Annotated in this window: 25 protein-coding genes; 9 read left to right on the forward strand and 16 right to left on the reverse strand. The window is 59.2% G+C overall.

Annotated elements, in window-relative coordinates:
* Positions 1-50: 50 nt before the first annotated feature.
* From surE to rlmD, 5 genes are all read left to right on the forward strand, one after another.
* Positions 51-827, forward strand: a complete 777-nt coding sequence (gene surE, locus EXZ61_RS08325) for a 5'/3'-nucleotidase SurE (protein ID WP_142810833.1) — start codon at positions 51-53, stop codon at positions 825-827.
* Positions 828-958: 131 nt separating this feature from the next.
* Positions 959-1,744 carry a protein-L-isoaspartate(D-aspartate) O-methyltransferase gene (locus EXZ61_RS08330; protein WP_142814168.1) on the forward strand — a complete coding sequence of 262 codons (786 nt, stop codon included), beginning with the start codon at positions 959-961 and terminating at the stop codon, positions 1,742-1,744.
* A gap of 12 nt (positions 1,745-1,756) precedes the next feature.
* On the forward strand, positions 1,757-2,701 hold the full coding sequence (locus tag EXZ61_RS08335; RefSeq protein WP_142810835.1) for a peptidoglycan DD-metalloendopeptidase family protein: 945 nt from the start codon (positions 1,757-1,759) through the stop codon (positions 2,699-2,701).
* Positions 2,702-2,713: 12 nt separating this feature from the next.
* On the forward strand, positions 2,714-3,706 hold the full coding sequence (locus EXZ61_RS08340; RefSeq protein WP_142810837.1) for a sigma-70 family RNA polymerase sigma factor: 993 nt from the start codon (positions 2,714-2,716) through the stop codon (positions 3,704-3,706).
* 34 nt (positions 3,707-3,740) lie between these two features.
* Positions 3,741-5,243, forward strand: coding sequence for a 23S rRNA (uracil(1939)-C(5))-methyltransferase RlmD (gene rlmD, locus EXZ61_RS08345; RefSeq protein WP_142810839.1), 1,503 nt, complete (start codon positions 3,741-3,743; stop codon positions 5,241-5,243).
* Positions 5,244-5,311: 68 nt separating this feature from the next.
* Here the strand turns inward: rlmD and EXZ61_RS22585 are convergent, their stop codons facing one another.
* Positions 5,312-5,725, reverse strand: a complete 414-nt coding sequence (locus tag EXZ61_RS22585) for a hypothetical protein (RefSeq protein ID WP_425353615.1) — start codon at positions 5,723-5,725, stop codon at positions 5,312-5,314.
* A gap of 205 nt (positions 5,726-5,930) precedes the next feature.
* Positions 5,931-6,626 carry a Bax inhibitor-1/YccA family protein gene (locus EXZ61_RS08355; RefSeq protein WP_142810841.1) on the reverse strand — a complete coding sequence of 232 codons (696 nt, stop codon included), beginning with the start codon at positions 6,624-6,626 and terminating at the stop codon, positions 5,931-5,933.
* Between the two features lie 186 nt (positions 6,627-6,812).
* Here EXZ61_RS08355 and EXZ61_RS08360 point away from each other — a divergent pair, with 186 nt between their 5' ends.
* Entirely contained in the window at positions 6,813-7,220 is a 408-nt protein-coding gene (locus EXZ61_RS08360; RefSeq protein WP_142810843.1) for a GlcG/HbpS family heme-binding protein, read from the forward strand.
* 140 nt (positions 7,221-7,360) lie between these two features.
* Here the strand turns inward: EXZ61_RS08360 and hemP are convergent, their stop codons facing one another.
* From hemP to EXZ61_RS08415, 11 genes are all read right to left on the reverse strand, one after another.
* Positions 7,361-7,564 carry a hemin uptake protein HemP gene (gene hemP / locus EXZ61_RS08365; RefSeq protein WP_142810845.1) on the reverse strand — a complete coding sequence of 68 codons (204 nt, stop codon included), beginning with the start codon at positions 7,562-7,564 and terminating at the stop codon, positions 7,361-7,363.
* 8 nt (positions 7,565-7,572) lie between these two features.
* Positions 7,573-7,995, reverse strand: a complete 423-nt coding sequence (locus tag EXZ61_RS08370) for an ExbD/TolR family protein (RefSeq protein ID WP_142810847.1) — start codon at positions 7,993-7,995, stop codon at positions 7,573-7,575.
* Positions 7,996-8,022: 27 nt separating this feature from the next.
* Positions 8,023-8,739, reverse strand: coding sequence for a MotA/TolQ/ExbB proton channel family protein (locus EXZ61_RS08375; RefSeq protein WP_142810849.1), 717 nt, complete (start codon positions 8,737-8,739; stop codon positions 8,023-8,025).
* A gap of 88 nt (positions 8,740-8,827) precedes the next feature.
* Positions 8,828-9,619 (reverse strand): energy transducer TonB, encoded by a 792-nt coding sequence (locus EXZ61_RS08380; RefSeq protein WP_142810851.1) that lies wholly within the window; start codon positions 9,617-9,619, stop codon positions 8,828-8,830.
* Positions 9,620-9,736: 117 nt separating this feature from the next.
* Entirely contained in the window at positions 9,737-10,420 is a 684-nt protein-coding gene (locus tag EXZ61_RS08385; RefSeq protein ID WP_142810853.1) for a Fe2+-dependent dioxygenase, read from the reverse strand.
* A 31-nt stretch (positions 10,421-10,451) separates the two neighbouring features.
* Positions 10,452-12,587, reverse strand: coding sequence for a TonB-dependent receptor (locus tag EXZ61_RS08390; RefSeq protein ID WP_142810855.1), 2,136 nt, complete (start codon positions 12,585-12,587; stop codon positions 10,452-10,454).
* A 323-nt stretch (positions 12,588-12,910) separates the two neighbouring features.
* On the reverse strand, positions 12,911-13,126 hold the full coding sequence (locus EXZ61_RS08395) for a (2Fe-2S)-binding protein (protein ID WP_142810857.1): 216 nt from the start codon (positions 13,124-13,126) through the stop codon (positions 12,911-12,913).
* Between the two features lie 113 nt (positions 13,127-13,239).
* Entirely contained in the window at positions 13,240-14,373 is a 1,134-nt protein-coding gene (locus EXZ61_RS08400) for a DUF1513 domain-containing protein (RefSeq protein WP_168224721.1), read from the reverse strand.
* Positions 14,374-14,380: 7 nt separating this feature from the next.
* Positions 14,381-15,526, reverse strand: coding sequence for an imelysin family protein (locus EXZ61_RS08405; RefSeq protein WP_142810861.1), 1,146 nt, complete (start codon positions 15,524-15,526; stop codon positions 14,381-14,383).
* Positions 15,523-16,914 (reverse strand): di-heme oxidoreductase family protein, encoded by a 1,392-nt coding sequence (locus EXZ61_RS08410; protein WP_142814169.1) that lies wholly within the window; start codon positions 16,912-16,914, stop codon positions 15,523-15,525. The genes EXZ61_RS08405 and EXZ61_RS08410 overlap by 4 nt, the downstream gene beginning before the upstream one ends.
* 40 nt (positions 16,915-16,954) lie before the next feature.
* Complete coding sequence (locus EXZ61_RS08415; RefSeq protein WP_237219173.1) at positions 16,955-18,079, reverse strand: imelysin family protein; 1,125 nt, start codon at positions 18,077-18,079, stop codon at positions 16,955-16,957.
* Positions 18,080-18,537: 458 nt separating this feature from the next.
* Between EXZ61_RS08415 and EXZ61_RS08420 the strand changes: the two genes are divergently transcribed.
* Both EXZ61_RS08420 and EXZ61_RS08425 read left to right on the forward strand, forming a co-directional pair.
* A complete protein-coding gene (locus EXZ61_RS08420; protein ID WP_142810865.1) occupies positions 18,538-18,912 on the forward strand; it encodes an Imm1 family immunity protein in 375 nt (124 codons plus the stop codon).
* Positions 18,913-19,075: 163 nt separating this feature from the next.
* Positions 19,076-19,513 carry a nuclear transport factor 2 family protein gene (locus EXZ61_RS08425; RefSeq protein ID WP_168224722.1) on the forward strand — a complete coding sequence of 146 codons (438 nt, stop codon included), beginning with the start codon at positions 19,076-19,078 and terminating at the stop codon, positions 19,511-19,513.
* A 122-nt stretch (positions 19,514-19,635) separates the two neighbouring features.
* On the opposite strand, the gene bfr is transcribed toward EXZ61_RS08425, so the two are convergent.
* Complete coding sequence (bfr, locus tag EXZ61_RS08430) at positions 19,636-20,112, reverse strand: bacterioferritin (RefSeq protein ID WP_142810869.1); 477 nt, start codon at positions 20,110-20,112, stop codon at positions 19,636-19,638.
* 298 nt (positions 20,113-20,410) lie between these two features.
* Here bfr and EXZ61_RS08435 point away from each other — a divergent pair, with 298 nt between their 5' ends.
* Positions 20,411-21,667, forward strand: coding sequence for a DUF2325 domain-containing protein (locus tag EXZ61_RS08435; RefSeq protein WP_142810871.1), 1,257 nt, complete (start codon positions 20,411-20,413; stop codon positions 21,665-21,667).
* Between the two features lie 3 nt (positions 21,668-21,670).
* Here the strand turns inward: EXZ61_RS08435 and EXZ61_RS08440 are convergent, their stop codons facing one another.
* Positions 21,671-22,753 (reverse strand): fatty acid desaturase family protein, encoded by a 1,083-nt coding sequence (locus EXZ61_RS08440; RefSeq protein WP_178084843.1) that lies wholly within the window; start codon positions 22,751-22,753, stop codon positions 21,671-21,673.
* A gap of 49 nt (positions 22,754-22,802) precedes the next feature.
* Positions 22,803-23,942 (reverse strand): ferredoxin reductase, encoded by a 1,140-nt coding sequence (locus tag EXZ61_RS08445; RefSeq protein ID WP_142810875.1) that lies wholly within the window; start codon positions 23,940-23,942, stop codon positions 22,803-22,805.
* Positions 23,943-24,021: the final 79 nt, after the last annotated feature.

Raw genomic sequence — 24,021 nt, forward strand, 5'->3', positions numbered from 1 at the left:
CGACCTGATACCCGCAGCGCACCTACAATGGTTGCGAACTCCCACAGACTATGAAAATCCTAATTTCCAACGACGACGGTTACCAAGCGCCCGGCATAGTAGCTTTGTATGACGCACTCAAGGATATTGCCGATGTTGAGGTGATCGCCCCTGAGCAAAACAACAGCGCCAAGTCCAATGCCTTGACCCTGCATTCGCCCCTGTATGTGGCACGCGCGAGCAACGGCTTTCGCTATGTCAATGGCACACCGGCAGATTGCGTGCACATTGCCATGTCTGGCCTGCTGGACTACCGTCCTGACTTAGTGGTGTCTGGTATCAACAATGGCGCCAATATGGGTGATGACACCATTTATTCAGGCACTGTGGGTGCTGCGATGGAAGGCTTTTTGTTTGGTGTGCCCGCCATTGCATTCTCCCAGGTGGAAAAAGACTGGGTAGAGCTCGCATCAGCCGCTCGCAAGGCCAGAGAGTTCGTTCAGTCTATGCAACAGCAGCGCATGGTGACGACAACCCCGTGGTTGCTCAATGTGAACATTCCGAATTTGCCTTACGAGGCCATCGGTAGCGTCAAGCTCTGCCGACTTGGTAAGCGCCATGCAGCGGAAAAAGTGATTCTTCAGCAAAGCCCTCGTGGTCAAACCATGTACTGGATCGGTGCTGCGGGCCCGGTCAAAGACGATGCCGATGGAACCGACTTTCACGCGACCGCCCAAGGCCATATTGCAGTCACGCCACTGAAGGTAGATCTGACGGACCACGACAGCCTGAGCTATTGGGCGCAAACTGCCTCTCGCCTGTCTGCAGGCCCAGCGTCGGTGGCGTAGGCATGAACCAGCGGCGCCCCAGTTTTCCCGCCCAGTTAGATGAAACACTGGCCCAAACACGGCCCAATCCTTCAGGTAAGCCCGTTGGCCTGACTGCAGCAAGCAAAACGCAAACCCCGGCAACTTTGCCAATGCCTGTAAAAGCGGCACTCCCAAAGCCTGTATCTGCCGTGTTGCCCAGTTCGCACACGTTGCGGGTTGCACCACAAGCGCTGGCAGCGGCGCGTGGCGGGATTGTCAGTGTTCCGCCTACTCGGGGTGCGGCTGGCGAGTCCAGCGCCTTGCGCATGCGTATGGTGCAAAAGTTGGCAGAGGAGGGGGTACGTGACCCCTTGGTACTGCATGCTATGGGGACTGTTGAGCGCCATCGCTTTGTTGATACCGCACTGGCGAACCAAGCCTATGAAGACACTAGCTTGCCTATCGGCTTGGGGCAAACCATCTCCAAGCCCGGCGTCGTGTCCCGCATGTTGGAGCTATTGCGTAATGGAGCGCAAGGCAAGCTAGGCCGTGTTTTGGAGATCGGTACTGGCTGTGCGTACCAAGCCGCCGTGTTGAGCCTGCTGGCCGACGAGGTCTACACCATCGAACGGCTGCGCGGCCTACACGACAAGGCCCGCGAGAACGTGCGCACCATGCGTTTGGCCAATTTGCACCTGCTGTTTGGCGACGGGATGGTGGGCTACGCCAAGGGCGCTCCCTACGCAGGCATCATCGCTGCGGCAGGTGGCGAGGCCATTCCGCAAGCGTGGATTGATCAACTGGCAGTGGGCGCGCGACTGGTCGCCCCTGTCTCTACGACGGGCGGCGCCCAAGGCGCCCAGGCCTTGGTGGTCATTGACAAAACCGCGCATGGAATACATCAAACGGTTTTAGAGGCGGTGCACTTTGTCCCTCTAAAATCAGGCGTTGCTTGAAGGATATTGCTTATGTTTGGTAAATTGCGTGGCGTTTTGGGATGGACCGTTGTGTCCCTCTCCATGGGATTGGTGGGGTGTGGATCAAAGCCCCTGAACCGCGCGCCAGTGGAGGACCGTGGAACCGCCGCAAGCCCTAGAACGGCAGCACTGGACCCCAACACGCCCCCCGTCAAGCAGCCTCCTGGCTTTGAAAATGCTGGCAAGCCCGGCTATTACACCGTGAAGCCTGGTGATGGTCTGATTCGCATTGGCTTAGACAGCGGTCAGAACTACAAAGACATCGCCCGTTGGAATGCATTGGAAAACCCCAACAAGATTGAGGTAGGACAAGTGCTGCGGGTCATACCACCCATAGCGGCAGAAACTGGTGCAGTCGCCAAACCCGTAGGCACTGCTGCTGTGACCGCTGCGCCCCTGCCTTCCAAACCGAGTAGTGCGACAGACAGCAAGCCTGCAGAACCTAAAACTGGCGAAGCGAAGCCAACGGACCCTAAAGCGGCAGACCCCAAAACTGCGGAAGCAAAAACTGCTGACACCAAGCCCGCGGATACCAAGCCTGCTGCTGGTGCGGCTGCCGCAGGTGACGACGAACCCAATTGGATGTGGCCTGGCAAAGGCCCGGTGCTTGCTGGCTTTGATGAAGTCAAGAACAAAGGCCTAGATATTGGTGGAGCTGCCGGTGACCCCGTGCTGGCCGCGGCTGATGGACGCGTGGTGTACTCGGGCGCGGGATTGCGTGGATATGGGAATCTGATTATTCTCAAGCACAACAACACCTACCTTACCGCCTATGCCCATAACCAGACATTGCTGGTCAAGGAAGACCAAAACGTCAAGCGCGGCCAAAAAATTGCCGAAATGGGCAACAGTGATGCAGACCGGGTCAAGCTGCATTTTGAGGTACGCAGGCAAGGCAAACCTGTGGATCCCAGTAAATACCTGCCCAACAGATAGTGGACTAAACGCATGAACACTCCCTTTGGCAATGGTTTAACCGGCATGAACGAGAACCAAGGCCCAACGGGGGAAGTTTCTGATGAGAATGAGGCCTTGCCGCCCGTCGATATTGCGCAGGATGCTATTGAAGTTGTAGCTAAAGCGGGTGATGAGTCCTCTGATACCTTAGGTGTCTACTTGCGCGGCGTGCGCAAGACCGAGCTGTTTACCCCCCAAGAAGAGTTTGATACGGCCGTGCGTGCAAGGGCCGGTGATTTCGCCGCCCGACAAAGCATGATTGAGCACAATCTTCGATTGGTGGTCAGCATTGCAAAGGGATATGGCGGGCGCGGAGTTCCGGTTTCTGACTTGATCGAGGAGGGCAATCTGGGCCTCATGCACGCCATCGACAAGTTTGAACCGGAGCGAGGTTTTCGCTTTTCCACATATGCCACTTGGTGGATACGTCAGTCAGTAGACCGCGCGCTGATGTACCAAGGCAGGGCGGTGCGATTACCCGTCAACGTGGTGCGCGAGTTGCAGCAGGTCTTGCGGGCCCGAAAAACGCTGGAAGGTGACGGTGATCTGGTCGCACAGCGGCCCGATGGCATCCGTGTAGACGATATAGCGGCACTGCTGGGCCGTGACGCCAGTGAGGTCGAAGATCTGCTCTCCATGGCAGAAGCACCGCGCTCTCTGGACGCTGCTTTGAGCAGTGTGGATGGGGATCAAACCTTGGGTGATGGGCTGGTAGACGCTTTGGCATTGGACCCACTGGACATTACCCAAGCGCATGAGGTGGACCAACTTCTTGAGCAATGGGTGGCTACCTTGTCCTCCCGCGAGCGCGAAGTCTTAGAAGGACGTTTTGGCTTGCATGATCGGGAGCCTGAAACCTTGGATGTCCTCAGTGTCCGGCTGGGCTTGACCCGTGAGCGGGTACGCCAGGTACAAAACGAGGCCATTTTTAAGCTCAAACGCCATATTGCACGCCGTGGTATCAGCCGCGATGCCTTGATGTAGAGACCAGCGGCCCCAAGCCTGAGACAATTGGGGCATGACTGACCACACTTCGACCGATACCCCCCAAGACAAGCCGCTGCCCGAAGGCTGGCTCAAAGTTAAATCGCTGGACCTTGAAGCCCAAGGCGTCGCCCACAAGCCCGATGGCAAAGTGGTGTTTATTGATGGTGCGCTGCCGTTTGAAATCGTCAGTGCGCAGATCCACCGCTCTAAGAACAGCTTTGAAAAAGGCACGCTCACCGAAATCCATTTGGAGTCCTCCCAGCGCGTGCGCCCTGGCTGCCCGCATTTTGGACTGCATGAAGGTGCGTGTGGCGGCTGCAAGATGCAGCACCTGCACATCGGCGCCCAAGTGGCCGTGAAGCAGCGCGTGCTGGAAGACAACCTCTGGCACATCGGCAAAGTCAAGGCGGTGAACGTACTACGCCCCATTGAAGGCCCGGCCTGGGGCTACCGCTACCGCGCCCGTTTGTCGGTACGCAATGTGCGCAAGAAAGGCGCGGTGCTGATTGGCTTTCATGAGCGCAAGAGCCGCTATGTGGCCGATATGAAGGAATGCCATGTGCTGGCGCCCCATGTGAGCGCCATGCTGTTGCCTCTGCGCGCCTTGATTGCTTCAATGGATGCTGCCGACCACATTGCCCAAATCGAGCTGGCAGTGGGCGACATGGGCGGTGCGTCTGGACTTAGCGCGGCCGATCAGGGCAGCACCAGCGTGTTTGGCCAAGGCGATGTGACCGCCATGGTGCTGCGTCACTTGGTACCGCTCACTGATGCCGACATGGACCGCCTGCGCCAGTTTGCGGCACGCCACCCCGGTGTGCAGTGGTGGCTGCAGTCCAAGGGGCCTGAGACTGTGAAGCGCATGGATGAGCTGGAAGGCCACGCCACCGGGCAGCTGGCCTACTCCTTGCCCCAATTTGGTATCACCATGCCGTTTCGCCCGACCGACTTCACCCAAGTGAATCCGCACATCAACCGCGTGCTGGTGTCCCGTGCTTTGGGATTGTTGGCGGTGCAGTGGGACGAGCGGGTGATTGACTGGTTCTGCGGCTTGGGCAACTTTACCTTGCCGTTGGCCACCCAGGCCCGCGAGGTCTTGGGGGTAGAGGGCAGTGAAGCACTTGTGACTCGTTCGCGCGACAACTTGGCCGTTAACCAAGACAAAGATGCTAACGGGCAAGCCAGAAAGCCACTGGCTCCTACACAATTTGCAGCGCGTGACCTGTTTGAAATGACACCAGAGTTACTCAAGGGTGACGGCAGCGCCGACAAGTGGTTGATTGATCCACCTCGCGAAGGCGCTTTTGCCTTGGTGCAGGCCTTGGCAGCTCTGCACCAGTCGCCTGAGTTGCGAGCAAGCTGGACAGCACCTAAGCGCATTGTGTATGTGAGCTGTGCCCCAGCAACGCTAGCGCGTGATGCGGGCGTGTTAGTGAATGAAGCCGGCTATCGCTTGAGCGCTGCCGGCGTGGTGAACATGTTTCCGCACACTGCCCATGTGGAAAGCATTGCGGTGTTTGATTTGATCGCCTAAGCCCCGCAAAGTGTTTTGCCCGAAGCCTGGGCAAAACAGCTGCCCCTTACCGACCTAGCTTTGGCGAGCTAATGCTCGCCACCCGCAGCGGTGGCCTTGGGTTTGGCGGAAGGCTTGGCTTTGGTGTCCGAGGCTTTTTCTTTGCCCGTGGCGGCCACTTTTTCGCCAGCCTTTTCTGGCGTCTTGGCTGGGGCCGGGGCCGGGGCTTCAGTGGCACTGGCCTTCTCTTCTTCCACCACGGTTTCTTCACCCGGTTTGGGCGGCGGCGGTGGGGGCGGAGGCCGAGGAATTTTGGCCTCAATACCTTCTACCTTGTTTTCTCGCATGTACTGGTCCATGTCCTTCCAGCCGATAAAGATGGCGGATTTGGACGCTTTGTCGTTCAGTGTGTAGCAGTCTTCCAGGCTGCGCATGCCGTAGCGACACGCGCCGCCAATGGCTTTTGCATCCGCTTCTTTCTTGACCTGTTTGGGGTCTGCCAAGAGCGCCTCAATGTCACACCCGCTCAAAAGCAGGGAGACGGCGAGAAGGCAGGGGCGTAAAAACATAGGGGTGAGGTAGGCTTGATAGAGCTATCGGCAAATTCTGCCCGGTATTGATAAATACGTCACAAGGCAAAGCAAAGAAAAAGGCCCCTAAGGGCCTTTACTTCCGCTTGAGCGCGCATCACACGCACCTGTATCGGAATTAGTCGCGTTCGCCGCCAAAAATGCCCAGCAAAGCGAGCAAGCTTTGGAACACGTTGACGATGTCTAAGTACAAAGCCAACGTTGCGCTGATGTAGTTGGTTTCGCCGCCATCAATGATGCGCTTGATGTCATACAACATATAGGCACTGAAGATACCGATGGATGCCATGGACAGCGCCATCATGCCTGCGGTAGAGCCCACAAACATGTTGATAACCCCACCCACCAACAACACAATCACTCCAACAAACAGCCATTTACCCATGCCAGACAGGTCGGTCTTGATCACGCTCGCCAGGCTTGCCATGACAAAAAACACGCCGGCGGTTCCTGCAAAGGCGGTCATGATCAGGTCAGAGCCGTTCTTAAAGCCAAGTACCATGCTGATCATGCGCGACAGCATCAAGCCCATGAAGAAGGTAAAGCCCAGCAACACAGGCACACCAGCGGCAGAATTTTTGGTCTTTTCGATGGCGTAAATAAAGCCAAACAGGCCCGCCAAAGACAACACCATCCCTAAGCCGCCGCTAAACACTTTGCCCATGCCGGTGGCAACGCCAATCCAAGCACCCAGCACGGTAGGCACCAAGCTCAAGGCCAATAGCCAGTAGGTATTGCGCAACACCTTGTTGCGCTCTTGTTCAGACAGACCATAGCCATAACTTTGGTCAAGAATGGTCACACGATCGTTCATAGTCAACTCTCCTTTGAATGCTACGTAATGTAGTTGTGGACATTCTAGGTACATTCAAGTGCAGGTCCAAAATGTAGGCCCGGATTGGCCCGATTTTTTGCAGGGGTGTTATGCAAAACAGAGCTTTGGACCTGCTGCACCTAGGGGTATGCTCTTGGGTTCTTGAAATCTCAAAAAGTTGCATCTATGAAGAACAAATTTTCCCTCGAATTTGCCGATGTCAAGGCCATTGCGGCTGCAGCAGAAGCAGAAGCCCTGCGCAACCATTGGGCCGTGAGCATTGCGATTGTGGACGACGGCGGCCACCTCTTGCACTTCCAACGTTTGGACGGTGCCGCACCCATTTCCGCGCATATTGCTCCTGGCAAGGCCCACACGGCCGCCATGGGCCGCCGCGAAAGCAAAGTCTATGAGGACATGATCAATGGAGGGCGCGTGTCATTTTTGAGCGCACCTGCACTGGATGCCATGCTGGAAGGCGGCGTTCCCATCATTAAAGACGGCCAGTGCCTCGGCGCTGTAGGGGTTAGCGGCGTGAAGTCCAGCGAAGATGCGCAAGTTGCCAAGGCCGGCATTGCGGCCATTGGTTTGTAAGAGGCTTTAGAAGAGAATTGCCTATTGGCCCGCATGCTGCTTGCGCAGCGTGCTATGAAATATGAAGCTGCTAAGGCCCTGGTTCAGGGGCTGGCAGCTTTTTTTGCGGCCGCGCAAGGTCAAAACGAGGAATCTGCGACTCACTTCGTCAGAATCAGCTTCCCCGCCTTAGTCGCTTGCAAACGGTAGCGTTGGCCCAGGTGCTCAATGTCTACGGCTTGTTGGCTGCCTAGCAACTGGGTGGACTGCAGCACAGGCGGCGTGCTTGCTTGGGCACGTGATGGCGGGCTGGTCAGGGTGCTGGCGCGGACCGGGGCTTTGGTGGTGTGGAGGGGGTGCTGCATAGCGGGCCTTAGCGTTGGGGCTCGGTGACGAAGCCAATTTTTTTCAAGCCCGCTTGCTGCGCGCTGGCCATGGCCTGGGCCACAAACTCGTAGCGTGCCGCTTTGTCACCATAGATGTGCAACTCGGGCTGGGGTGTCTTGCCCGCTTCAGCGCTGAGCATGGGGCCCAAAGCTTCTGGCGACACCTGCGTTTGGTTCCAAAAGTAGCTGCCTTGTGCATCCACACTGAGTGTGATGGTCTCTGGCTTGGTGGCCTGGGCTTGGCTGGTGGCGGTGGGCAACTCCACATTCACCGCTTGCTTCAGGATAGGAATGGTGACGATAAACACGATCAGCAGCACCAGCATCACGTCCACCAAGGGCGTCATATTGATCTCGCTCATTACTTCGGTGTCGGCGTCGGCCGACGGGTCTAGGGTTCCAAATGCCATGGCGGTGGTCCTTGCGCGGGGCGCTATTTAGGCTTTTTTCATGGCAATGACCTTGCCTTCAACATGGCCTGAGCCCACACGGGCACCGGTCACAAAGTAGGCATGCAGGTCATGGGCAAAGCGGTTGAGCTTGGTCAGAATGGACTTGTTGCCCCGCACCAAAGCGTTGTAGCCCAGCACGGCTGGAATGGCCACCGCCAAGCCCAGCGCCGTCATGATGAGTGCCTCGCCAATGGGGCCAGCCACCTTGTCAATGCTGGCCGAGCCGGAGGCGCCAATGCCCATGAGCGCATGGTAGATGCCCCACACGGTGCCAAACAAACCCACAAACGGCGCGGTAGAGCCCACCGACGCCAGCACGGCCAAACCGGCTTGCAAACGGGCGGTGCTGTCGTCAATCGAGTTGCGCAAGCTGCGGCTGATCCAGTCGCTCACGTCTAGCGTGTCGTGCAACTGGGTTTTGGTGTTGCGGTGGTGGGCGGTGGCTTCGCGCCCGGCGTGGGCGAGTTGCACAAAGGGGTTGCCCTGGGCTTGGCCCAGTTGCTCCACGCCGGTGGCAAAGTCTTCGCTGTGCCAAAACGACTCGGTGCGTTGGCCCAGGCCTTTGAACTTCAATATGTCCAAGGCCTTGATGAGGATCACCGTCCAGGTGGCCAAGGACATGACCAATAGCAGCACCGCCACTGATTTGGTAACCCAGTCACCTTGGGCCCACAGGGCGATTAATCCGAGTTGCGATTCCATAACGACTCCACTAAAAAATTGCTGTTAAAAACTAAAACTGAAAACTCGGTCAAAGGGCCAAATGCCTTAAGCGCCGTGCCCTTGCGGCCTATTCCAAAACGAAGTTGATGGGCACGTTGAACCACATGGCCTCGGCCACGCCATTGCGCTTGCCCGGCACGTAGCGCCAACGCAGGGCGGTGTTGAGTGCCGCTTGGTCCAAGCGGTCAAACCCGCTGCTCTGCTTGATTTCTGGGGTTTGCGGCACACCGTCAGCCCCAATGAGTACGCGCACTACCACCTTGCCTTGTTCGCCCAGGCGCTTGCTCAAGGGCGGGTAGGCGGGCTTGGGGTTGTTCAGGTAGTCCGCGTCACTTGACGGTAGCTCGACCTTGGGGGCCGCAGGTGCGGCAGGGCCCGCCGTGCCGCTGGACTTGGCGCTAGACGCGGCCGAAGAGGTGCTGGCACCTGGGGCGGCCGAGGCACTGCTCACTGTGGCGCTCGCGGCTTGGCCAGCATCGGCCACTGCCAATGGCGCGGGCGCGCTGGTAGGTGTGGCTGCAGGCGGCGCAGAGGGTGCGCTGGGTGCTATGGATTGTGTAGCTGCTTGCGCGTATTTAACGGGCGCTACAGCCGTTTTTTGCACTTGCTTGGGCGGCTGGGGTGGGGCTGGCTTGGCGGGGGCTTGTGCACCCGCGTTTAGCTCCACCATGATGATGGCAGGCTCAATGACGTGCACGACCTGTTGCAGCAAGCCAGATTGCACGGCCCACAACAGCGCCGCGTGAGAGACCAGCACGGTGAATGCAATCGAGGTATTGCGCGTGAACTGCAGGCGTGGGGCTGCGCCTGCAGCCCGCGTGCCGGACGCGAATGGGGGAGAGGCGGTGATGCTGCTCATGGTCTAAAAATCCACCACGCGCTGGATAGGACTACGGCCAAGCTGCCCAACAGGGTTGCCAGCATGTGCATAGGGTACGTTCCTTGGTTGATGTGTTTTGGGCGGCATGGGGTGCATTCAGGTGCTGGCCCACATGCGCAGCAGGTTGTGGTACACGCCGGTGAGTTGCAGCACTTCAGCGGTGTCGCCACCTTTCTGGCGCAGAGCCAAAATGGCCATGTCCATGTCGTACAGCAGGCGACGCTGCGCATCGTGGCGCACCATGCTCTCTATCCAGAAAAAGCAGGTCAAGCGCTCACCACGGGTCACGGGTTCGACCCGGTGCACCGAGGTGCCGGGGTACATCACCAGATCGCCCGCCGCAAACTTGATGCGTTGTTCGCCGTAGGTGTCTTGCACCACCAGCTCGCCACCGTCGTAGCTGTCGGGTTCACTCAAAAACAGGGTGCATGAAATGTCGGTGCGCACATGGGTCGCGGAGGCCGCGTGGGTGCGCACCGCGTTGTCAATGTGGTTGCCAAAGGCGTTAGCCTCGCCACCGTAGCGGTTAAACAGCGGTGGGTACACCGTTTTGGGCAGCGCGCCCGTCACAAACATGGGGTTGCGCGCCAAGGCGCTAGACACCATGTGGCGGGCGCGCTGGGCCTGGGGCAAGTCTTCTGGCAACTGGCGGTTGTTTTTAACGGATGCACTTTGGGTGCCCGCGGTGACGCGGCCATCCACCCAGTCGGCAGACAGCACGCATTCGCGCACCTGGGCCAGTTCGTCCGCCGACAGGGCGTGTGCAATCCGTAAAAGCATGGGTTTCCTTGTGACTTGCCAGTGGGGCGGTTTAGAACTTGGTGGTCCAGGTCATGCGCACGCTGCGGCCTGCGCCCAGCGATGGCCAACCTTGGTAGAGCGAGCTGTAGTAAGTGGTGTCACCCAAGTTGTCGATATTCACCTTGACGGTGTTGTCGTTGTTCCATTGGTACTCCACCACGGCGTCAGCCTTGACGTAGCCTGGGGCCTTGTTGGCGAGATTTGCCGCGGTGGTAGACCAAGGACTGTTTTCGCTCACAGCGGTCAGGCCACCACCAATGCGCCACTTATCCATGCGGTAGGTGGTCCAAATGTTGCCTTGCTTGGCGGGCGTGAGGCCGGGGTTCATGCCCACCGTGGCTTGCGCGCCTGCACTGGAGCCCGCTTGGTCAATTACCGCGTTCATAAACACCAAGCCGGCAAATACTTCCCAGTTGGGGGTAATGCGACCTGCTACTTCAAACTCCAGTGCATCGGTGTGGCGCTGGCCCGTGAGCAAGTATTCCCCCGAACCCTGTGCGGTGTCTGTGTTGCGCTCGTTGTATTTGTCGCTGCGGGCTAAGGCGGTGCGCACCGAGAGATCGCCTTCCATCAGCTCCCACTTGATGCCCAGTTCAAGGTTGCGACTACTTTCAGGTGCGGTTTTTGCACTGCTCGCGTCGTATTGGTACAGGTCGCCTGAGGTGTTGAACGAGGTGCCATAGGACGCGTAGTAGCTCACCTCGTCGGTGGGTTGGTACATCACGCCCAAGCGCTTGCTCCACACGCTGTCAGTACGCGAGAGGCTGCCTCCGGTGGCGCGGTCATAGTCACCGCTGAATTGGTCCCAGCGCAGTCCGCCTACCAGCTTCCAGTAGTTGTTGAGCGATAGGGTGTCTTGAACATAGGTGCCTATCGTGGTGGATTGGAATGTGCCAAACCAGTAGGGGATTCGGGTGTCGCGGACAGCGGTGTTGCTCGGGTTGCCCACTGTGGTCGATGGCTTGACCGGAATGCTGGCAGTGACGTAACGGTAGCTGGTAGAGCGCTCCAACGCATATTCCGCACCCACTAAAAGGTCGTTCTTAAGGCCTAACAAGTTTGTCTTAGTGAGGTAATCGGTCTGCACGAAGGTATGGTTTTCCAGCCCACCGCGGGGGTTCGCATTGCCACGGGTCAGTACAGTGCTATTTCCGAAGTTTGCTTGGGTGGTGCCACCGGCTACTCCGAGTTGGGTTGCCCACAAGTCGCGCTTGTACTCACCGCTGCGCACCGTGGTCTTGAGGCTGCTGCCATCTTCCCAGCGGTGCAGATGGCTCACGGTGGCAATGTCTGCCATGTCGCGCTGATAGTCCGAGTCCAGTCCATACCATTTGTCTGTGGGCAAGGGGGCGGGGCGGCCTTCTAACCAACGGCCACCCAAAGTGGGCTTGTCGTTGTAGTCCAAGTGGTACAGGCTAAACGTCAGCTCATCGGCCGTACCAATGCCTAGCTTGTAGTCGAGCGCGAGGCCATTGCGGTGGGTACCAGCTTTGCCGGCCAAACCGTCGCTGTCTGTCTTCATGGCGCCTATGTGCAGCGCTTGGTCTTCGCCTGTTTTGATGTTGAAGTCACCCGTGACCCGCACATAGTTGTCGGTGCCGATGGTGGTGTTGACTTCGTTTTCGTTGCGTGCCACAGGGGCTTTGCTAACTTGGTTGACCACGCCCCCTGTGGAGCCACGGCCAAACAACATGGACGCAGAACCGCGCAGTACTTCGACGCGCTCTACGTTAAAGGTGTCACGGTTGTACTGGGCAATGTCACGCATGCCGTCTAAGTAAATGTCTCCAGCCACAGTAAAGCCGCGCAAGCGGATGTTGTCGCCAATGCGGCCACCTTCACCGGCTTCAAAGGTAATGCCGGGCACGTTTTGCAAGGCGCTTTTCAGCGTGTCTTTGCCTTGGTCGTGCATGAGCTTTTCAGTCACCACGGTGAGTGATTGGGGAATGTCTTTGGCTGCCACCGGCATCTTGCCCACACTGGTGATGCCGCTTTGGTAGCTTTGCTCTGCGCGGTCACGGGTTGCACGGACCTCAACGGGCTTTAGCGTTTTGGTGCTGTCGCTTGCGGCAGTGGTACCGGCATCTTGCGCCAGCGCCCCCATGGACCCCGCCAGTAGGATGGCGCCCAGCGGTAGCAAGGCCATGTTTGCTACAGAGTTTGTAGTGGCTTGCGCAGTATTAATTGGCGCTAGAGGCATATTTGACTTGTTTTTGCGACGAGAAGACACAGCAGGTGAACCTTATGAAAAGTGAGGTGGCTGGCTATGTCACGTCGGGCAAATCTGCGGCGCGTGTGTGGCTGGCTAGGGTTGGCAAAAATGGGTGACGCGCACTCAAATGCGAATCATTTCTATTGCAAGTGCAATAAAAAGCCACATCGGTGGCTGGCAATCAAAAAGCGTAGTGGGTGGATATGGGTCTTGGTGAAACTAAAACTTCAGTGAAAACTTGGCTCGGGGCAGGGGCCTTAAGCCTGGGCGTAAATGGGAATGGTGCGGTGCATAGCGCCAGTGCTGTGGCAGCTTGCGCCACAGTTGGCTATTACCTCACGCGCGCATTCTTCGCACTTGCCGCATTGGGTGGCGACACCCAGTTCCATCTGAATGTCATCAAAGCCCATGCCCATGCGTGCGTGGCGGGCAATCTCGTGGTCTGAGACGCGGCGGCATACGCAAACAATCATGAAGGCTCTCCGGTAATGTAAAGATATGCAAATTATAAATGCGAATCTCTCTCATTTGTGAAATCAATGCCATTCCCGCAGCTTTATTGCGGGAATGCAACAGGCAGCTCCTGCTAACCGAGGCTGCGGGCGTGGTTATCCCAACGCACGCGGGGGCTAGAGCCCGTCGCGCCCGCCTTTGAGCCTGTGTATTGCCCTTGTGCGCCGGTGGCTATCCACTGCGTGCCGTGGGTGAGCAGTGCACCCGCTTCGGGCAGGTCCATGGCACCTTGCCATGCACCAGCCTCTGACCAGCGCACCAATTGGTTGGCCCGCGTAGCGCTGAGCACAAAGCCAGCGGGGGTTGGCGCGCCTTGCCAGTTCATGCCTTCGGCCATGTAGGCCACATCGCCCGCGTATCCGGCGAGCGCAGTGCCAGCGGGCAGGGGAATGCTGCGCAAGGTGTTGCTACTGAGCAGGGCCAGTAGTGGAGCTTGCGCTCGGGCGGCTGCGTCCGTGTGTTCAGACTGCAGGGCAACCGCCACTGTGCCCTGGGGCGACACCGCTATGTGCCGCAGGCTCAAGGCAGTGTCTTCCAGCTGCCAGCGCGCGATCAGCGTTCCGGTGCTGGCGTTGAGCCGGGCAATATTGGGTTCCATGCGGGGTGTATTGAGCTTGCGCCTGCCGGTCTCGGGCAGCGTCAAGATGCCGCCGTTGGCTACGAGTAGCGTACCCGCATCCTCCAGCAGCACAGCGTGCGGCCCAATGCCTGCACTGGAAAACTCGGCCCGTTTGATCAGGGTCAGCGGGTCGCGCAGCGCAATCACGCCTTGGCCGGTTTCGGTGTCGGTCTCGGTGGTGTAGAGCGTGCGGCCGTCGGCAGAAAACACGGCGTGGCCTACCAGCAGCCGGTCGTCTTCCATGGCGTGCCACTGCAGTGCGCGGGCGCTGGCCGTGTCAAAACGCAGCAGGTATTCGCCAGGGCGGCGCGCTACCGCAATGGCTTGCGGCGCGGCTTTGGCTGGCAGCAAATGGCGCGGCACGGGCAGCACCTCGTGGGCGCGCGCTGGCAGTGCCACACCACGCGGCGCAGAGCCGGGGCGCCATACGCCAGCCCACGACTGCTGCGCAAAGTCCCACGCGGTGAGTATGGTGGGCTGTGCGTCCACTGCGGCCCACGCTTCAGGCAGCAGGGCACCTGCGCTGGCCAGCACCATGCTGCGCTGCAGCCATGCGCGGCGTGTGAGTGGTGCAGTGGTGTGGTGCATAGGCCGCTTAGTCACCATCGGCGTCCGAGAAGCCCACCACGATGTGCAGGGCCTGTGCCACGTGGCTGTCCACTGCTTGCTTGCAGCGGCCAAGGGCGGTGAGTGCGGCCTGCATGCTGCTTGCCTGTTTAGGCGTGGCTGCAGCCATGGCTTTGGCGGTGGCTTGTACCGCCTGGCCCAAGGCATGTGCACCGGCCAGGTGTTCCCCACCTAAAAGCAAACCAAAAAAGCTGGCGCGCATCGCATCGGTCTGCTCCGGGGCAGTGCGCTGGGGCGCCAAGGGGTCGGTGCCTATGAGCAATCGCTCTAGCCCGCGCCAGGTCGCCAGCCAGCTGCTGTGCGTGGCGCGTGAGGTGGCGCGCGGCCAGTCGCTTGCGCGGCCCGACTTGGCAGGCTTATCCATCTTTTTCCAGCGCAGCTGGTCGAGGCCGCCCGCCAGTTGGCCTACCCACTCTTGCAAAACGGGCAGGGCTTCGTCGTCTTCAAAACGGTGTTGAATGCGGCCGAACCACTGCCCAAACTCTTGGGCTATGGCTTGCGCTTCTGCTGCGCATTCCGCAGCCAAGAGCTGGGCATACTGCAGCTGCGCCGCGCTGGGGTTGGCTTGCCACAGCAGCCACTCCAAGGCAGGCAAGCCCTTGGCTGGCGCGCCGGTTTGGGCCAATGCGGCGGCTGATTGCGGCATGGCCGCTATGGCCGCCTCAACCATGGCGGGGCGGGTAGGCCAGAAGTCAATCTTTCGGGCGCTGCGCCGCTCCACCAGTGGCCCCACCGACACGGCAGACAAAGTCTCCCAGTCCCACAGGGTTTGCAGCCAAGCCTGTTGTGCTTGCTTAAGCCACGCAGCTGTTGCCGTGGCAGCGGGTTCAGCCCACAGCGCGGTTAGGGCTTGGCTTGACTGTGCAAACGCTTGCGCAGCAGGCACAAAGTGACGCTGCAGCGCGTTGCGCACAAAGTCGGCATGCGTCAAATAGATCGCCTTGGGCTTGGCCGGGAGCGCGGATGCAGGCGCGTTGGCTGCTGCAAACGCCATGGGCATCGCCACGGCGTACAGGGGCGCTGCACCTAGCCAGCGCAGCAGGGCGCGGCGCTGGGCGAGGGTTTGCGGGCAGGGCGCGTGTGCGCCGTTGGCTTGCAAGATTGACATGTTCATAAGGAATTCACAAAGCGCACCAAGGCATCACGCTCGGCTTTGCTCATGGTCAGCACCGATTGTTTGGCAGCCTGCGCCTCACCGCCGTGCCACAAAATGGCTTCTAGCGTGTTGCGCGCGCGGCCGTCGTGCAGCAGAAAGCTGTGGCCGTTCACATCGGGTATCAAGCCAATGCCCCACAGCGGTGGCGTGCGCCATTGCTGGCCGTTGGCCACACCGTCGGGGCGCTTGTCGGCCAGGCCCGTGCCCATATCGTGCAGCAGCAAGTCGGTGTAGGGGTAAATTTTTTGCTTGCTCAGCGCCGGAAAGCGTGACTCGCCCGTGGTGTAGCTGGCGCGGTGGCAGGCGGCGCATTGGGCGCGCTCAAACAAGGCTTGGCCTTGGGCCAGATCGGCGCGGCCAAAGTCGCGCCGCGCAGGCACTGCCAGCGTGGCTTGGTAGGCGATGACTTTCTCTAGCGTGTCGTCGTCAATTTCATGGCTCGCACCGGCAGACCCGCGCGGTGCGCTAGTGCAGTCTTGCTGCTTGGGGCGGCAGTCTTCTTTGGGGAAATGGGTAGAGGTGATGCCAATGTCACCGTTGAACGCTGCAGCAGACTGGTGCGCCAGTGACGGTGCGTTGGCCTTCCAGCCAAAGCGGCCTACTGCGGTCTTGCCGGTAAACGCGTCCACCACCTGGTTGGGTACACCGCGAATGGCATCGCTGCGGCTGGCTTGGTCACGGGCGTTTTGCAAAATGTCTTCCGCCGCAATCGCATCAATCAAACCCACTCCGGCCACCTGCGGCGCAATGCGCGGGCTCACCAGCGTTTGGGGGTGCATGGGCCCATAGCCCAAGTTGGCAAAGCTGTAATGCGGCTTGCGCAGGCTGTAGCGCGTGCCATCGGCAAATTGGCCCGGCACCTCGGTGTAGCGAATGCGCACTTTGCCCTCGGCTTTCACACCTTGTACGCTGGCATTGGTGAACTGCTCGCCATAGGTGGGCTCGGGTTCAGGTTGGCCTTGGGCGTTCAACACCGACAGGCGAAACAGCAGCGCCACCGGCTGCTCGGTAATGCGGGCAAACTTGGCTTGGCTGGCATCGTGCGGGGCACCGCGCCCATCTTGCACATGGCAGCCTCCGCAAGAGCGCGCAATAAAGTGCGGCCCCAGCCCGTCGCGTGCGGTAGTCGACGAGGGCGCTTCCACCCAGTTACGCCTAAAGAACGAGTTGCCCACCGCAAAGGTGGTGCGGCCCGCTTCATCCAAGTTGGCCGCCGGAAAAGAAAACGCATTGCGCCCCACTTCAAACACGGTGGTATCGCCACCGGGGCGCTCTTCGGGCGGGCTAGGCGCATCCGCCGCCGAAGCACCCAACCAAGCCGCCATGGCCACCGAGCCTACGCCCATGGCTAGCGACCATTTCAAAAGGGAACGCAATGCCACGGCTTTAGTCCTTCTTCGCTGTCAAGGTGAGTTTCTGAATGCCAATGGCTTGGGCTGCGTCTACAAAGTCTTTGCTTTGTAGCTTGAGCGCTGTCGCCACCGCTTGCACCTTGATGCGCCCGGGCGCCGTGTCTGGGCCGATGATGGCTTGGTCAAACGGCGCAGGAATGGCTTCAGCGGCTTGCACGCTGGCCGCCACATGCGTGCTGGTGCGCTCGGCCACCGCAGCGTCTTTGGCAGCTACCAAATCGCGCAGGGACGCACCTTGCAAAACTGTGCCATCAGGGCGCACATAGCGGCCCAGCCACACGTTTTCTATGCCGCGTGCGTTGGCCACAATGTCGCGGTGGGTGTTGTCTGAAAAGCAAGAGTGCTCGTCTTCTTGGTTTTGCGAGGCCAAGGCCACTTCAATACGCTCACCCGCCAGTTCACCCCGTGAGAGCGAGCCCACGCCCACCAGCATGCGGCGCAGCGCATCGGGCCCGGCTTTTTCAAAGTTGGCGCGGTAGTTTTTGGCGTCCGGGGTCCAAGCTTTGACCAAGCTAGTTAAGTCGTTCACCAACATGCTGGTCACCACGGTGAGGTACTCGCGGCGGCGCTTGGCGTTGGGTGCTTTGCCGTCCACAAAGTCTTCAAACGAACGGTCGCCAGGGCCGGTGGCGCTGAAGTCTTGGCCCCACAGCAAAAACTCAATGGCATGCCAGCCAGCAGCAATATTTTCTTCACCGCCGCGTTCGTTCAGGGCCGCCAAGCTCTGCTTGGTGATGGCAATTTTGGGGTTGTTGATGATGCCCGCGTTAGGCTTGCCCTTAACGCTGTCGATATACGCCTCGTCCAACGGCCAAGAGTTCAAGCGGCCTTCTGGCCCGTTTTTGTCGTCAATAGGCCCGGCATAAAACCGAAATGCTTCGGTCTGCCCATAGGTTTCCCGCGCCGCCAACCAAGCCTTGCGCGCTGCGGCCAAGGTGTCTGCCGAGGGGCTGGCGGTAAACGCCGTCACAGCCTGCTGCAGGGCAGTGGCGCCAGCTAGTGTGTCGGTGTAATTGGCATGCACCAGCACTGCATAGTGCTTGGCCACCGCCGTGGCATCCACAGCCTGCGCCTGCACACCCAAGCCCCCCCAGGCCATGGCGGCTACCAAAACGGTTTGAAACAGTCGACTTTTTTGCACGGAACGCCCTTTTTCTGAAACAAAGAAGATGCGCATCATAATGCGAATCCTTCTCATTGCTTTTTGATGTGGGGCAAAGAGCGGGTGGCTTGGGGGGGCGGTTAGGTGGGCTAAAGACGCCTAGGGCGGCGAGTTTTGGCTTCTCATTTATCTTGGTGTACACATGCACTACAAGGTTGCAAGCCAATGAGTACGCGGCTCTGCAGAGATTTCGGTGTCCGTGTTGAACAGCAGCGCCCGCTTTATCCTGCGCTGTTGCAGGGGTTGGCCCCGATGTATACCGAGGGTGATAGCAGGCACCCCGAATGGCTCGGTTATAAATCGAGGATTTACAAAACTAGGGAGGGGAAACCATGGCCAGAATTGATCTTGTTTATAAGACAGGTTTCACTTCTGGATCAAGTTATGGCGCATAGATGATTGCGTTCGAGTTCAACGGCGAAAGGCTGCAACCGAGTTCCACCGAGGAACTGGGCTGCTTGATAGATAGGTTTGATAGGTCCCCGATGTTCGAACTGTGGGCTAAGGCGCCCAGCGGCGCATGTCTTTGCATGCTCCGCAATAGAGATGCCGCTTTTCTTTTTTATCTTCGGCAAGAAGGTGACAGCGGATTCACTTCCAGATCCACCTATGAACGACTGGGCACGGCGAGCTTCTTGCTTAGCAATCGGCAGCGCGACGAGTTTCCGCTTTCGTGGTGCATTGACGTCGAGCAGTGCTACAAGGCCATGGCGTACTTCTTCGAGAACGCCGGAGATAAACCAGAATGGATCACCTGGTATGAAGACTAGTCGCGGCTGTTGCGCGCTACGCAATAACCGGTCATTGCAGCCGACCTGCGCCAGCTGTGCGGGCTGGTCGGCTGAATTCCAACGTTGAACTAAACCGCTACGTTGATTGATTTACGGCGAATGCTCCACCATTCCCGACATGCCAAACCAGAAAGGAAACCAGGTGCTGAGTCTTGAAGATGTCTATGCGCTGCAGCAGTTGGTGGCGCGGTTTGCCAACAGCTTTGATCTCAAAGACTGGGTCCGCTTGGAGCGCTGTCTTGCGCCTGAGTTGCACACCGATTACTCGGACCTGCGCGGTACGCCACCCGAGCGTATGTCTAGTAGCCGCTTTGTGGAGCTAAGACGTTCAGCGCTGCAAGAGCTGCAAACACACCATCTCGCGGGCCATGTGGAGATAGAAGGGTCGGGCAGCGTTGGCACCGTGAAAGCCTCCATGGCCATCTACCGCCGCAACGCCCTGGGTGAAGTGCTCAACACCCACTGCCTTTACATCTTTGGCGTGGCGCGCACAGATGGAGCGTGGACCATCAATTCCATTGTTCAAAAGGTCTTTATTAACCACGGGCAGACGGCAATTCACAAGGGGATTGAAAAGTAGGCCGCGAGTGACGCCACCTGCTGTCCAGTGGCTAGCCCGCAGAGCGTGATGTTGATGCCCCGCGAGCCTATTCCGCTTGAGGGCTGCTAGAAGCCCTCATGTGAACTAAACCCCGGCGGGGCTTAGCTCAGCTCGCCCATTTGGCTTTGTTGGTAGTTTTGCAGGCCCACTTTGTCGATGAGTTCGATTTGGGTTTCCAAAAAGTCGATGTGCTCTTCGGTGTCGTCCAAAATCTTTTGCAGCAGGTCGCGTGACACGTAGTCGCGCACGGATTCGCAGTGGGCGATGCCGTCTTTGATGGTGGCTTGCGCGCTCACTTCGGCCTTGAGGTCACAGGCCAAGATTTCGGGCACGGTTTCACCCACATTGAGCTTGGCCAGGTCTTGCAAATTGGGCAGACCGTCTAGGGTGAAGATGCGGTCCATGAGCCAGTCGGCGTGCTTCATTTCGCCAATGGATTCGTCGTATTCCTTCTTGGCCAGCTTGTCAAAACCCCAGTGCTTGAGCATGCGGTAGTGCAAGAAATACTGGTTGATGGCCGTGAGCTCGTTTTTCAGCTGGGCTTGGAGGTGGGAAATAACTTGCGCGTCGCCTTTCATGGCAGCTCCTAGGTGGTGAACGATGGAGTGATTATGGCCAGTGCCACTGCAGTTTGGCCGACCAGGGGCTGACGTTTTACCTAAAAAACCGCAAGAAAAATAGGGTGTTGCAAATGCGAATGATTCGCATATACTGCGACTCAAGTTGAAATTGCAGTGTGCGTGGTTCGCTTGTCGTAAGACGCCTGTGGGCCGAGCTTGGGCATGCTGTGTTTCCGATGTTTCAAGGGAAATATGCCGTTTGTGCCCATGGATATTGCGCAAGCAGCTATTAAAAATATAGTGATAGGAGCTTTTGATGCTAGCCAAGCCACCCGTGCCAGAACTGAAATGCTGCGACCACCACGCACCGCCACCGCTGTTCACCGGCTCACGGCGCAGGCGCTTGTGGGACCTTGAAAGCCATGCCCATTGCCCGCTGGTGGGTGTGAGCATTCCGCTGGACGTGCTGCGCAAATTAGTCAACAAAGCGGTGGGTGGCAATGCCTTGGTGAGTGACTACGAGGTGCATGCCGGGGCCGTGTCTGAGTGCGGGCGGCGCACCCGTTTGTCGGAGCTGATGCAAGCCGATCTGGAGACACGCTATGCGCGTGAAGTGCTGGCTTTTAAGGCTGCCAAGACCACCATGGAGCTTGCTGAGCTGTGGGTGAAGCACCTGAAGTGTGGCGAGGTGTCCGGCGCATTTTGGGCTGCGCTCACGCACCCGCGTTGCGACATGGCTTTGCAAGAAGGCATGTGCCGCGATTTGCATATGTTTCAACACCAAGCGGGCGCGGGTGTGCGCCTAGAGATAGCCAAGTTCAACGCGCTGGCCGATGAAAACGCTGTGCTGGCCCGCGAGCTGGCCAAGGTGCAAGAGCGCAGCACGCGGCTGATTGCAAACAAGGCTGCTGAGTGCGAGAGGCTGCAAGCCGAAGTGGTGCGCGCCCGTGCCGATGTGATTGGCAAGGACAGCCAGATTGCCTACCTGACCCAGGACTTGGCCACGCTGCAAGCCGCAGCCCCCAGCCTAGAAGAAAACCGCCGCTTGCAAAAGCGCGTGCTGCAACAGGCGCACCGCCAAGCTGAGCTTGAAGCGCAGGTGGCGGACCTGCGCCGTAAGTTGGCCGCCGCTGAGCGTGTGAACCAGCAGGCCGACCAAGCTGCGGCGCAGGCCGAGCGCGCCTTGCCCAAGCCGCAAGCAGAGCCAAGCGACGCGCCTTTGCATCTGCAAGAAAAAGTGGTGCTGTGCGTGGGCGGGCGCAGCGGCAATATTGCCAACTACCGCGACGTGGTGGAGCGCGTGGGCGGCCGCTTTACCCACCACGATGGAGGGCTAGAAGACAACAGCAGCGCCTTAGACGCCAACTTGGCTGCCGCTGACTTGGTGATCTGCCAAACCGGCTGCATCAGCCACAACGCCTATTGGCGCGTCAAAGACTTTTGCAAGCGCACGGGCAAACAGTGCGTGTTTGTAGAAAACCCTAGCGCCTCGTCCCTAGAGCGCGGCTTGGCGCAAATAGCAATGCCCATTCGCGCTGTGCCGCACGCCGTGCCTGCGGCAGAAGGGCGCTAGCGTTTACGCGCCCAAGGTTTGCGGTTTGGGCGGCAGGGTGTGGGTGAACAGGCGTTTGAGCACGGTGCCATATTGCTTCCACAAGCTGCCGGTGTTGTAAAACAGGCCGTACTTGGCGCACAGGGCTTGTACTTGCGGCGCTATCTCTACGTAGCGGTGGGCGGGCATGTCGGGGAACAGGTGGTGTTCAATTTGGTGGCTCAGGTGCCCGGTCATGATGTGAAACACGCGGCCACCTGTGAGGTTGCTAGAGCCTTGCAACTGGCGCAAATACCAGTCCCCACGGGTTTCGTTGCGGGTGTCTTCCTCGCGGTAAATGGACACGCCTTCGGTGAAGTGGCCGCAAAAAATCACCACATAGGTCCACAAGTTGCGAATCAAATTGGCGCAGAAGTTGCCCGCCAGCACGCGCGGTGCGCTCCACAGCGCCAATGCCGGAAACAGCGCGTAGTCTTTGAACCACTGCTTGGCGGTTTTGCTTAAAAAGCGGTTGAGCCGCTCCTTGAACACGGGCTTAGGGATGGCGCCGTGCTTGTACTTGCCCAGCTCTAAATCGTGCGAGCCCACGCCGTACTGAAACCCCATGGCCAAGAGCAGGTTGGCGATGGGCTGCAGCCAGTGGCGTGGCTTCCAGCGCTGCGCGCCGGTCACGCGCAGCAGCGAGTAGCCCAGGTCACGGTCTTTGCCCAAGATGTTGGTGTAGGTGTGGTGGGTGACGTTGTGCGAGTGACGCCATTGCTCGCCGTCGCAGGCAATGTCCCACTCAAAGGTTTGCGAGTTCAGCGCGGGGTCGCCCGTCCAGTCGTACTGGCCATGCATCACGTTGTGGCCAATTTCCATGTTGTCCAAAGTTTTGGCATTGGCCAGCGCCAGTACGCCCGCCACCCAGCTCAAGGGGCCCACCCCAAAGTGCAGCAGTGCACGCCCGCCAACTTCGCTGGCGCGGCAAATAGCAATCATGCGGCGCATGTGGTCCACATCGGCTTGGCCCAGGGTGTTCATCACGCTGGCGCGGATGGCGTCCAGCTCGTGGCCTAGCGTGTCAATTTGGTCGCGGCTCAGGTGGGTGGGTTTGGCAAAGCTCATGGGTGCTTCCTTGGTGTGTTGGATAGGGGCAGGCGAGAGGCGAGGGTGCTTACAGCAGGAGCGTGACGTCAGAGCGCGCCACCGAGATGCACAGGCGAATCGCTTCATTGGGCGCGCTGGACAGCTCGCCGGTTTGCAGGTTCTCCACCGTGCCGCTGCGCTTGGTGCATTGGCAGGACCGGCAGATGCCAATGCGGCAGCCGTGCTTGGGGTTGAGACCCGCGTTCTCGGCTTGCACCAGCAAGGGGGCGTTGCCTTGCGTCACAAACTGCGTGCCGCTGGATGCGAGCGACACATTGACTGGTGTGCCGGGCGCACTGCTGGGCAGCAAGGGAAACGCCACAAAGCGTTCGCTGTGCAGGGGCGCGGTGTACGCCTGTGCTTGCCAATGCTGGTGAATCGCGTCCATCAAGCCACTGGGGCCACACAAATAGGTGCTGCGCTCGGCCACATCAGGCACGGCCAGTTGCAGCGCCTCTGGCCCGAAGCGGCCGGAGATGTCATCAAAATGGGTGACCACCGAAAGCTCGGGGTACTGGGCAGCGATGGCTTGCAGCCGCTTGGCAAAAATCAGCTCACCCGGGTTGCGGCACACATGCAAAAACACCACGTCGCCTGGGTAGCGGCGCGCCTGCAAGTCCTTGAGCATGGCCATCACCGGGGTAATGCCGCTGCCAGCGCTGAGCAAGAGCAGCTTGGGCGGCAAGGTGGCGGGCAGCACAAAGCTGCCCTCAGGCTGGCCCACGGCCCACACATCACCCACCTTCACTTGCGCGTGCAGGTAGTGCGAGACCAAGCCGCCCGGTTGCCGTTTGACCGTAATAGCAAAACACCGTGCGCCCGGAGTGCTGGAGATGCTGTAGAGCCGCTGGACTTGTCGCCCGTTGATTTCCAACTGCAGCTGCACATACTGCCCGGCAAGCGCCGTGCGCCTGCCATGCCACAAGGCGTTGGGCTGCAGCACAAAGGTTTTGGTGTCAGCCGTTTCATGCACGATGCGCACCACCCGCGCCCGTGGCTGTGTGAGCGACAGCATGGGGTGTAGCAAGCGCAAGCTGTCCTCCACCGCACTCAGGCGAACAATGCCCGCTACCCACGGATGCTGAAAGAAAGCAGCCACAGCTTGGGTGGCGGCGCCCAGCCTGGTGTTGGGGGCGACTGGGGTGTCGGATGTTGCAGTGAGTGTCATGGGGCGACCCGGTAGTGAATGGCTTGTATTGTGTACGTTTGTACACTCAAAGTATAGGGCTTGCAAAAAATCTAGGGAT

This window comes from Rhodoferax aquaticus (assembly GCF_006974105.1).
Taxonomy (GTDB): Bacteria; Pseudomonadota; Gammaproteobacteria; order Burkholderiales; family Burkholderiaceae_C; genus Allorhodoferax; species Allorhodoferax aquaticus_A.